The 10936-nt window shown below is 65.3% G+C and carries 10 protein-coding genes; 3 read left to right on the top strand and 7 right to left on the bottom strand.

Annotation, left to right across the window (positions count from 1 at the left end):
- Nucleotides 1–505: 505 nt before the first annotated feature.
- A complete protein-coding gene (gene fadD1, locus EET13_RS13865) occupies nucleotides 506–2098 on the top strand; it encodes a fatty-acid--CoA ligase FadD1 (RefSeq protein WP_122442834.1) in 1593 nt (530 codons plus the stop codon).
- A gap of 197 nt (nucleotides 2099–2295) precedes the next feature.
- Here fadD1 and EET13_RS13860 read toward each other — a convergent pair whose 3' ends face one another.
- The 3 genes from EET13_RS13860 to EET13_RS13850 all read right to left on the bottom strand — a co-directional run bounded on the left by EET13_RS13860 (nucleotide 2296) and on the right by EET13_RS13850 (nucleotide 4631).
- The gene (locus EET13_RS13860) at nucleotides 2296–2721 is read right to left on the bottom strand and encodes a hypothetical protein (protein WP_122442840.1); all 426 of its coding nucleotides are present in this window, start codon (nucleotides 2719–2721) and stop codon (nucleotides 2296–2298) included.
- Between the two features lie 327 nt (nucleotides 2722–3048).
- A complete protein-coding gene (locus EET13_RS13855; RefSeq protein ID WP_122442833.1) occupies nucleotides 3049–3471 on the bottom strand; it encodes a Zn-ribbon domain-containing OB-fold protein in 423 nt (140 codons plus the stop codon).
- Nucleotides 3468–4631 carry a thiolase family protein gene (locus tag EET13_RS13850; RefSeq protein WP_122442832.1) on the bottom strand — a complete coding sequence of 388 codons (1164 nt, stop codon included), beginning with the start codon at nucleotides 4629–4631 and terminating at the stop codon, nucleotides 3468–3470. Before EET13_RS13850 ends, EET13_RS13855 begins: the two co-directional genes overlap by 4 nt.
- 53 nt (nucleotides 4632–4684) lie before the next feature.
- Here EET13_RS13850 and EET13_RS13845 point away from each other — a divergent pair, with 53 nt between their 5' ends.
- Nucleotides 4685–5554, top strand: coding sequence for an NYN domain-containing protein (locus EET13_RS13845; protein ID WP_122442839.1), 870 nt, complete (start codon nucleotides 4685–4687; stop codon nucleotides 5552–5554).
- A gap of 82 nt (nucleotides 5555–5636) precedes the next feature.
- Here the strand turns inward: EET13_RS13845 and EET13_RS13840 are convergent, their stop codons facing one another.
- From EET13_RS13840 to EET13_RS13830, 3 genes are all read right to left on the bottom strand, one after another.
- Complete coding sequence (locus EET13_RS13840) at nucleotides 5637–6305, bottom strand: hypothetical protein (RefSeq protein ID WP_122442831.1); 669 nt, start codon at nucleotides 6303–6305, stop codon at nucleotides 5637–5639.
- Nucleotides 6306–6502: 197 nt separating this feature from the next.
- A complete protein-coding gene (locus EET13_RS13835) occupies nucleotides 6503–7300 on the bottom strand; it encodes an SDR family NAD(P)-dependent oxidoreductase (protein WP_122442830.1) in 798 nt (265 codons plus the stop codon).
- Nucleotides 7301–7327: 27 nt separating this feature from the next.
- Entirely contained in the window at nucleotides 7328–8146 is an 819-nt protein-coding gene (locus EET13_RS13830) for a class I SAM-dependent methyltransferase (RefSeq protein ID WP_122442829.1), read from the bottom strand.
- A 273-nt stretch (nucleotides 8147–8419) separates the two neighbouring features.
- Between EET13_RS13830 and EET13_RS13825 the strand changes: the two genes are divergently transcribed.
- On the top strand, nucleotides 8420–9202 hold the full coding sequence (locus tag EET13_RS13825; protein WP_122442838.1) for an SDR family oxidoreductase: 783 nt from the start codon (nucleotides 8420–8422) through the stop codon (nucleotides 9200–9202).
- A gap of 16 nt (nucleotides 9203–9218) precedes the next feature.
- On the opposite strand, the gene EET13_RS13820 is transcribed toward EET13_RS13825, so the two are convergent.
- Complete coding sequence (locus tag EET13_RS13820; RefSeq protein ID WP_122442828.1) at nucleotides 9219–10865, bottom strand: PE family protein; 1647 nt, start codon at nucleotides 10863–10865, stop codon at nucleotides 9219–9221.
- Nucleotides 10866–10936: the final 71 nt, after the last annotated feature.

The following is a 10936-nucleotide window of genomic DNA, read 5'->3' as shown; positions in this document are numbered from 1 at the left end:
CGACCCGACGACCGGAAGCCAACAGGAAAAGCTGGGCAGACCAGCGGTCGTCGCATCCCTACCACGCCACAAATCAAGATCAAAAATCAACAATTCACGCCACAACGTCCATCCGTGGATCGAGGCTAAATCCTAATTGTCGCAGCCGCCCGAAGAAGGGGCTTCCATATTTGGGAGATCTGCCGCGCGTCAATGTGCTTTCTGAGACGACGATCGGAGCTGTACGCACAGCACAGGAATTGACTGGGCTTGTGAATAAGTGTGCCTATTCCGTCGGCGCACTCTTGGAAAGTCTGAGACTGCCGGAAACGTACGAGTAACCCGCGCAATACAGGCAGCTGCGACATATCGGCACCTGGTGACCGGAGGGTAAGATGCTCAGGGCGCTGATCGGCCCGGAGCTTGAGGCGATACGAAACACAACCGTCGAACGACGTTGAAGGCGGCAATGTCAACCAACTCGTGATGCGCCTGGGCAGCCCGAGGAGCAGATGGACCACAAGCCATGAGCGACACGATTCAAACGCTCCTGCAACAGCGCGTGTCCGATTCGTCAGTCGCGGTGAAATACGATGCGTTGCAATGGACTTGGCGTCAGTATCTGACGGAATCAGCGGCGCGCGCCGCGGCTTTGATCGCCGCTACGGATCCGGGCCGGCCGATGCACATCGGCGTACTGCTGGGCAACACACCGGAGATGTTGGCCCAGATGGCCGCAGCCGCCCTGGGCGGCTATGTGTTGTGTGGCCTCAATACCACGCGCCGAGGCGACGCCCTGGCCGCCGACATCGGCCGAGCAGACTGTCAGATCGTCGTGACCGACGCCGAACATCGGGACTTGCTGCGCGGCCTCGACCTGACCGGCATCCGGATTGTCGACGCCTCGACACCACAGTGGGCCGAGCTGGTCGCGGGTGCGGGTGCGTTGGTGCCGCATCGCAAGGTCGACATGATGGATCCGTTCATGATGATCTTCACCTCCGGCACCAGCGGTAGCCCAAAGGCGGTGCAGGTCTCACACCTGATGCCGACGTTCGCCGGACGCAGCCTGACCGAGCGCTTCGGCCTGTCCGAACAGGACACCTGCTATGTGTCGATGCCCCTGTTTCACTCCAACGCCGTTGCGGCGGGATGGGCGCCGGCGGTGGTGTCCGGGGCGGCCATTGCGCCGGCGAAGTTCTCGGCAACCAACTTCCTGGCCGACATCCGCCGCTACCACGCCACCTACATGAACTATGTCGGCAAGCCGCTGGCCTACATCCTGGCGACTCCGGAACGCGACGACGACGCCGACAATCCGCTGCGGGTGGCCTTCGGCAACGAGGCCAGCGAGAAGGACATCGAGGAGTTCGCGCGCCGCTTCGGCGTGCAGGTCGAAGACGGCTTCGGCTCGACCGAAAACGCAGTCATCGTGATTCGCGAACCCGGAACGCCGCCCGGATCGATCGGCAAAGGCGCCGCTGGAATCGCGGTGTACCACAGCGACACCGTCACCGAGTGCGCCGTCGCCCGCTTCGACGAGCACGGGGCTTTGGTCAACGCCGACGAAGCCGTGGGCGAATTGGTCAACACCGCCGGGTCCGGTTTCTTCACCGGCTATTACAACGACCCCGAAGCCAACGCCGAGCGGATGCGCCACGGCATGTACTGGTCCGGCGACCTCGCCTACCGTGACGCCGCGGGCTGGATCTATCTGGCCGGCCGCACCGCCGACTGGATGCGGGTTGACGGGGAGAACCTGGCGGCTGCACCGATCGAGCGAATCCTGTTGCGCCACAGCGTGATCAACCGAGTAGCTGTCTATGCGGTGCCCGACGAGCACGTTGGTGACCAGGTGATGGCCGCGATCGTGCTGCACCAGGGGCATGCATTCGACCCCGAATCGTTGGAGGCATTCCTCGACGCCCAGCCCGACCTGTCACCCAAGGCCCGGCCGCGTTACGTCCGCATCGCCGCCGAACTGCCCAGCACCGCCACCCACAAGGTGCTCAAGCGCCGCTTGATCGAACAAGGAACAACCGTCGGCGAAGGTGAGACGTTGTGGGTGCGCGAGCCGCGTGGCACCGCGTACCGGATTGCGTTGCGCGGTGATGTTTAGGGTCGGGTGAGCCCTGGTGAGCCCGGGTGTGAAAACCCCGGTACACCAGATTATTCGAACACCGTCGGGCTGTGGGACGCGACGGTGACTGGCGCGCCATCAGCCACGCGAGTCACCGAGCCCGGCACCAGACCAGACCAGACCAGACCAGACCAGACCAGACCAGACCAGACCAGACCAGACCAGACCAGCGGAGGCTAAGGGCACGCAATCGGCACGGGAATGAAGCTGCCGTTGGGCCAGCACAACCCCGGCGGAAGCGGCGGCGGCGGCTGGTAGCCCGAGCCGGGAGGTTTCGGCGGCGGATCGTCCCCGTCCCAAATCATGTTGGACACATTGCCCATTCCTGGCCACAGGTAGTAGTAGGTGTGACATACCGACATGTCCCAGCCACGAAATGGGTCGGTCACGTGGTTACCGGTCTCCGGCAGGGGGTCCCCCGGGCACCACCGCTTCGGCGGGCCCCAGTCGCTGTCGTCGGTGTGGAGGGGGCCAGGATGGAGCGGAACAGGACCGGGCTGAGCCTGGGCGGTACCTGCGGCCAGGCCCAGCCCGGCCACCGCGAGGCCGCCCGACAGCAACGCCCCGCCGATGATCGTTTTCACATTGCGCGGAGCGGGCATGCAGGGTTCCTTTCTCTGTCCGGCCTCTGGCCGGCCGTTATCGGCTTCGGGGTTGCCGAATTCGTGTGACATGTGTGCGACGGTCGGTCCGCCGCCGCGCGATTTGCGAAAGCGTACTGGTTCGGCAACGGCGGAATGGGGAAATCGTCGATATTGGGAAGTGCACTATGGCTGACTCGCTGATCAGGGCCATCGGAGGCGGCCGTGGCCCGCATCGGCGCGAAATGTGCGCTGGCGGCTCGAGATGGGGAGCGATGCGAGAGACAACGGGCGCATCGGGTGTGGACCGGCGCACGGACAAGTGTGCCGGCTGTGATCGGCACCGGTCTACGACGCCGTGAAATACGGGAGCGCCAGGCCGGTGCTCACGTGGTGGAACTGCACCCGCACCCGCATGCCGACCGCCAGATCCGCCGGTGCCAGGCCCACGACGTTGGTCAGCATCTGGTAGCCCTCGTCGAGAGTGACGATCGCCGGCGCGTAGGGCGGTTCGAATGCCGGTGTCACTGGCCGGTAAACGATTGTCCAGCTGTAGATTTCGCCGTGACCGGCGCTGGGCGCCCAGGGCAGGTCCGCGGACAAACACTGCCGGCAGTGCTCGGTCGGCGGGAAATTCGCTGTGCCGCAGGTCCGGCAGCGTTGATAACGCAGTTCGCCTGCTCGGCATCCGTCCCAGAACGGGGCGCTGAGCGGACTGACCGGGTGCGGTACCGGCCCGGTTTGCGGCCGCAACACATTGTCGGAATTCATCGTGGCTCATCGCCGAGGATCAGCACCGTGGTGAACAGCGCGCCCGCTCCCCCGTTGCTGCACAACGCAACGTGGGCATCGCTGACCTGGAGGGCGCCCGCCTCGCCGCGCAACTGCTGCACGGCTCGAATCGCGCGCTGCATCATCTGCGGGTTCGCCCCGGCATGGCTGAACGACATGGTTCCGCCGTCGGTGGTCACTGGATGGCTGCCGTCGATGGCGATGTGGCCGTCGGCGACGAACGGTCCGCCTTCGCCCTCGCCGCAGAAGCCGAACGCTTCGAGCTGGCGGATGATCTCGAACGAGAAGGGATCGTAGAGTTCGAGCACGTCGACGTCGTCGCGGCGCAGGCCCGCATGGCCGAACGCGCGATCGGCCGCCCGGGCGCCCACCGCGCCGTTGACGTGGTCGCCGCGCCGCCCTGCAAGGTCCCACGCGGGCGGGTGTTGATACGACGGGCCGAAAAAATCTGCGCCACTGCCCAACACGTAGATCGGCCGGCCCGCGACCGCTACCCGGTCCAGGTTCGCCACCACCAGGGCGCACCCGCCCTCGGAAGTTGTTGCGCAGTCGAGCACATGGAATGGGTCGGCGATCGGCCGTGACGCGGTGATGTCGTCGGGAGTGAACGGCCCGCGTTGGTAGTAAACGGCTTGCCGGTTTTGCGATCCGTTGTTGCGGATGGTGGCCGCCACGACGGACAGCTGCTCACGAGTGGTGCCATAGACGTGCATGTGGCGTCGGGCGATGAGCGCGAATTCGGCGGCGGTGAACATGCCCCACGGCGCTACGAACTCGTTTTCCGGTCTGGTCCACGGCGCCGTTGCCGCATGGTCGCGATACTCCCCCGCCTGGGCGGCGACGAGCACCACCACGTCGGCCATGCCGTGCTCGATTGCGGTGACGGCCTCGGTGATCATGCCGACGCCGAAGTTCAGGCCCTGCCAGGCCGGGCCGATGCGCAGGTCGTAGATCAGCGCCGTGGACAGGGCGCCGGCGCTGATGCCGTCCACGTCGCCGAGCCTGAGGCCGGCGTCGTCCAGCGCGCCCCGGAGGGCCTTGAGCGCCAGGCTGCGGGAGGTTTCGCCGTCGAGGCGGCGTCCCTGGCGGGTGTTATGGACGCCGACGATAGCCGCGGTGCTGCGCTTGGTCGCGCTCACTGTCACTCCGTTTCTGATGCCATGTGGCGGTGACACACGGCACGATGACGATCATGACCGATTCCAGCGCGACCCGGGTGGCCGTCTACTTCGATTTCGACAACATCGTGATCTCGCGCTACGACCAAGTACACGGGCGCGGCACCTTCCAAAAGGACAAGGCCAAGGGTCTGGACACCGAGCGGCTGCGGGCGGCAACCGTCGACCTGGGCGCCATCATGGACTTCGCCTCCTCGTTCGGCACCCTGGTGCTCACCCGGGCCTACGCCGACTGGTCGGCCGAGGTGAACGCCCGCTACCACGGCCAGCTGGTCGGGCGCGCGGTCGATCTGGTGCAATTGTTCCCCGCAGCCGCCTACGGCAAGAACGGAGCCGACATCCGGCTGGCCGTCGACGCGGTCGAGGACATGTTCCGGCTGCCCGACCTGACCCATGTGGTGATCGTCGGCGGCGACTCCGACTACATTGCGCTCGCGCAACGCTGCAAGCGGCTGGGCCGCTACGTCGTGGGCATCGGCGTGGCCGGTGCCAGCAGTCAATCGCTGGCCGCGGCCTGCGACGAGTTCGTCACCTACGACACACTGCCAGGGATATCCACCACCGTGGTGGCCGCGCAGCCCAAGAAGCGCGGACGGCATGCCAGCACCGCAGAGCCCGACGAGGAGCCGACGCCGCCCGACCCGCAGGCCGCGGCCACCAGATTGCTGGAACGGGCGCTGCGGATCGGCCAGGAAAAAGATGACGCGGACTGGCAGCACAACTCCATGGTCAAGGCGCAGATGAAACGGATGGACCCCTCGTTCAGTGAAAAGTCGCTGGGCTTCAAGTCGTTCAGCGATTTTCTGCGCTCGCGCAGTGATGTGGTCGACCTTGACGAGAGCAGCACGACGCGGATGGTGCGCTTGCACAGTGACGCCGGTTGATCGCCGAGCAGCCGCGAAAGCCCGCGACACGCCGGGCGCGCGGGGGCTTTCGCGGCTGCTCGCCCAGGAAAGGTTCCCTGCCTTACCCGTCGAGTTCGCCGGCGATGCCGCGCTCGATGCTGGTCCGGGTGCTGCCGGGCAACACGATGAGGCCATCGAGCTCGCTACGGGCCAAACCATATGCTCTTTGTCGTTCCTGCTGCGTCGCCGAGGGGTCGGCCGCCACCCGCAGCAAGCTCTGAGCGCGGGCCAGCCGCTGCCGTTCCTCGCGGGAGAAGTCGCTTCGGCCTTTGCGCGTTGCCTCCGCTTCGGCGGCATTGAACGCGGTCACATAGCTTTCGACGGCGTCGAGGTACTGCCGCGCGCCTTCCCGGTCGTCGACGAGATCTTCCGCCCGGACCGGCCGGTGGAAGTCGGCCGCCAGCTTGGCCCTGTGAAAGGCCGTCGTCAGCGGGTCTCGCATGTCGGTCATGGCGGGGAAATCCAAGAGCTTGGCGGCGTCAAGCTCGTAGGCCAGCCAGCGCGCATCCGTGTGGTCATGCGCATCGAGAGCGCGTCGAATTGCCCGCCAGCGTGATGCCTGATTGCCGATATCACCGGGGCCGGCCCCCGCGAGGTCAGTCGGGCCGGTATCTCCGGGCGCGTCGCGTCGTTTGTTGACCGACGCGAGCATCCGGATGCCGGCATAGATCACACCGATCACCGGCGCGGCCAGAACCAGCAACTCGAGCAGCCGAAACAACAGTCCCACCAGGCCAGGATGCCATCACCGGGGCGCTTGCTGAACCATCGGACGGCAGGTGATACCCAGCTGGAGGTAGATGTGGGCGAGGCGAGCTTGGACGGCTCGCGGCGGCCACACGGGATTGGAAAAAGCCGTGCGGCAATACAATCGCAGAGCGATACCGTGGCCAGTCGCTTCCGGCGCCCACCAGCCGCGCCGCGCCGTTACCGTTTGTCGGTCTGACCGGCCGCGATCTCGTCCGCCGCCTTGGCGACGATGCCCCCGGCCAGCCGCGACGACACCTCGGGTGCGTTTGCCGCGAAACGAGCCAGCGCCCGCTGGCGCAGCGGGGCTACGGTGACCTCGGCGCGATTGCGCTCGATGGCCGTGACCACGGCCGCACCGACCTGTTCGGGGGTGCCGGTGCCGATCAGCGGCGGCATGGCGGCTCCCGAGTCGGCGAACATCCCGGCGCCGCCGATGGCCCCCGGGCTGACGACGGATACCCCCACCCCGGCCGGCCGCAGGTCGTCCCGAAGGCACAGGGCAAAGCCCCGGAGACCGAATTTTGTTGCGGCATAAAGCGAAGCGCGCGGTGTGGGGGCCTTACCGGAGATCGATGAAAGGAAGACGAAGTGCCCGGACCCCCGCCCGATGAACCCCGGAATGAGTTCGCGCGTCATCTGTACCGGCACTTCGAGATTGACCCGCAGCGCACGGTCCACCTGCTCGGCGGTGAAGCTGTCCAGTTTCCCGGAAGCCGGCAGCGCGGCATTGGCAACCAGAACGTCGATCTCCCCCGCTTCGGCGAGTAACGCAGCCGCGGCGCCGGAATCGGCCAGGTCGCTGACGATGGTTCGGTGGTCGCGTCCGGTCAGGGAAGCCGCGAGCTGGTCGAGGTCCGCAGCTTTGCGGGAGCTCAGGATCAGTCGCGCACCGCGGTCGGCCAGTGCGGTGGCGATCGCACGTCCGAGGCCGCCGGTGGCACCGGTGAGCAGGACGGCCTTGCCGGTCAGTTCCATACGTTTGACGCTAGCCGATGCGGCAGCTCAGTATTCGAAGCGGTTCAGGACGTCATAGTCGCCGAACGGCGTGGCGTGCAGCAGCCGGTACACCAACCGCACCGGGGCCGCCTCGATGTGCCGGTAGCTGGCCAGCGCAGACGTCCGTTCGCGGAAACGCAGCCTCGGGTTCCACAGTTGAATGTCTCGGAGATCGCCGATGCCCCACTTGACTATGCCTTTCGTGAAGATCTTCGAGAGCCGCGGCCCTAGCGCAGAGGTGGTGTCGAAAAGCATTTCGCCATGGTCGAATCGGTCGGTCAGGCGCGTGAGCAGCTGTCGAACATCGCCTTCGGTGAGGTACATCAGCAGCCCTTCGGCGACGACCAACGCGCGACGTCCAGCCGGAATCTGCTGCAGCCACCCGGGGTCGGTCACCGACGAGCCGATCATGCGGTAGCTGTCCGTTTCGTCGTAGAGCCGGCGGCGCAGGTCGATGACGCCCGGCTGGTCGAGATCGAACCACAGCACCGTCGCGGGCACCGCGAGGCGATATGGTCGGCTGTCCAGCCCGCAACCAAGGTGCAACACAACCGCGTCCGGGTGGCGGCGAAGAAAGTCCGCGCACCACTCGTCGAACTGTTTGGCGCGCAGCACCACCAGATACTGATTGGTGGCCGGCAACGAGGTGCGATGTATCCGTTTGAAGTCGTAGTCGATACGGTCCACCGCTTCGGCGGCCGCCCGATCACCCAGGATGGGTTTGCGGCAACGACTGTCATAGGCCCGCAGATACAGGGTCACCAAGTTGGTCCATTCCACGGAACCCCAAGCGACCGAACTGAAGTCGACCTTGGCTGAGGCCACAAGCGCCCACCAATCTCCGGATCTCCCCGGCCCGCGCACAGACGACCTCGAGCGTACTCAAGCCGACTTCGCGCCGATGAGGCCGTCGCCTTCGCGGATGTGAGCTCGCGCCCCGGCGCCCAATCTCGCCAAGCGATTGCCCGCGTGATCGACTATTGGAGCAGGACAAGTCTTACCGAGCGACCGCGGTTACCGATCACAACCCAAGATCAAACAATGCCAGACAATGTCAGACAATGTCAGACAATGTCAGACAATGCCAAGGAGTTTCCCATGCCAAACCGACTGACCGGCAAAGTCGCACTCGTCAGCGGTGGCGCCCGCGGCATGGGCGCCTCGCACGTGCGGGCATTGGTGGCCGAGGGCGCCAACGTCGTCTTCGGCGACATTCTTGACGACGAGGGCGCCGCCGTAGCCGCCGAACTCGGCGACGCCGCCCACTACGTCCACCTCGACGTCACCGATCCCGTTCGGTGGGAGGCGGCAGTCGAGGCGGCGCTGAACAGATTCGGCAGGCTCGACATTCTGGTGAACAACGCCGGCATCCTCAACATCGGGACGATCGAAGACTATGCGCTGTCGGAATGGCGGCGGATTCTCGACATCAACCTCACCGGGGTGTTCCTGGGCATTCGCGCCGTCGTCAAACCCATGAAGGCTGCCGGCCGCGGATCCATCATCAACATCTCCTCGATCGAGGGGCTGGCCGGCACCATGGCCTCCCACGGTTACACCGCGACCAAGTTCGGGGTGCGAGGATTGACCAAGTCGACGGCGGTAGAGCTGGGAGTCAGCGGAATCCGGGTGAACTCCATTCATCCCGGGCTTGTCAAGACGCCCATGACGCAATGGGTGCCCGAGGACCTTTTCCAAACCGCGCTCGGCCGCGCCGCCGAACCGCAGGAAGTGTCCAACCTCGTGGTGTATCTGGCCAGTGACGAGTCGAGCTACTCCACCGGCTCGGAATTCGTCGTCGACGGCGGCACGGTGGCCGGCCTGGGCCACAAAGACTTCTCCGCCGTCGACGTTGACCAGCAGCCCGACTGGGTCACGTAGGCCAGCGACGGCAGGCTTAGGAAGCGAGCGATCCGGCCGGGGCGGGCGCGCCGATTGCCACCACTAGCTGTTCTGGCAGAAAGTCCAGCAGGCCGGGAACGATACCGCCGAGGGGCGTGCCCGTGACGGTTGAGTTGAGAAAGAGCGGACCCAGCCCAAGCCCTGTGAGGTCTTCGACCGCGCTGTAAGTACCCGGCGGAACGAGAATTCCACTGAACGGCAGGTTGAGGGTCGTGGGAATGCCCACCACGTCAATCGTCAGGGGGAACGTCATTTGACCATTGAGGAAGCCGTTGGCGACGACGGCCGGAGCGTCCAGGGTCACGCCCAAGGCACCCAAGGCATTTCCGGTATGCACCGCGTTGACAAAGGTACTCACGCTGGATCCCAGCGCGTTCAGCCCGCTGATCGGACCGCCCAGCCCATCAATCGCCAGCGCCAGCGGCAACCCCATGTTGGCGTCGATGACAATTCCAAGACCTATCGGGCTGGTCGGATCTGCGAACGGTTGCAGGACCGACGTCAGGGATGTGTTCGTGAAGGCCTTGATCACGTTGGTAGCGTTCTGCGCCATCTGGGCAGGAATGGATGCGGGGATCAGGTTGGTGAGGTTCTGTGCCATCTGTCCTGGGATGGCGAAGATGGGTAGTAAGTCGCCCAGCGTGCCTGTCGGCGTGATGGTTAACAGTGGCGGATCACCTGCGGGGTCGATTGGGCCTACGGAGACATCGAATCCCGTGATGAACAGCTTTCCGAATCCGGACCCGAGCGTGTCCACCGCACCATTGACGTTGCCCGCCATGAATTGCTGGTAGGCCGTTTGGTAGGCCGTCGGGAGGGCTTGCCATCCGGTATTGAAGTCGTGGGCGGCACTCTGCAGCGACGTGGCGACCGTCTGCGCAAAGCCCATCTGGTTGGTGATCACCTGGTGTATGAAGGCTGTTGGATCAGCAGTCGCAAGGACACGGAAGGCGGCTTGGATATTCGCTGGCGCATTGGCCAACACCGCCGGGAAGTTGGTGACGGCGTTGTGCACCGCAGTCGCGGCCAAGTGGCCGTAATCCAACTGGTTGGTGATGAACTGGTGCAGGAACGGCGCCGGATTGGCAGCCACGGCACTGCCGAGGCTTTGCAGGTTGGCGACCGTATTTGTGAGCAAAGTTTGGTAAGGTCCGGCGATGGTGGCCCCGAAGGTGCCAAGCGCGGCGGGTGCGTTGCTGATCGTTGCCGAAATGCTTTGCAGCTCAGCCTGGATCGAGCCGGGCGCCAGCGCGGCGGCGCTGCTCGCAAGCGCCCTCGCCGCGGCGGTGCCGGTCCCGATCAACGGCGCGCCCAGCAACGCCTCGGCGGGCGCGTTCACCGCATTCAGCAGAGTCCGTGCGCCGGCGGCCTCCGCATTGGCATATGCACTGGTGCCAGCGCTCAATAGGCCCACAAACTCGTCGTGAAAGGCTTTAACCTGAGCACTGACGGCTTGGAATTCCTGACCGTGTGCGCTGAACAACGCCGAGATAGCCGCCGATACCTCATCAGCGCCGGCTGCCAGGATCCCGGTCGTGGGCGCCGCGGCGGCCGCGGTGGCCTCGTTGATCCCCCAGCGCAGACCAACCAGGTCTTGCGCCGCAGACTCAACCAATTCCGGCACCATGAACATGAATGACATTTCGGCCTCCCTCGCCTAGCACCGACGGTGACCGGACGGTCATCGGGGCAAATCCGACGCTAAACCTACTC

Source organism: Mycobacterium attenuatum (assembly GCF_900566085.1).
Taxonomy (GTDB): domain Bacteria; phylum Actinomycetota; class Actinomycetes; order Mycobacteriales; family Mycobacteriaceae; genus Mycobacterium; species Mycobacterium attenuatum.
Note: the sequence above shows the minus strand (reverse complement) of the source record. Positions and strands in the feature narration are given on the sequence as shown.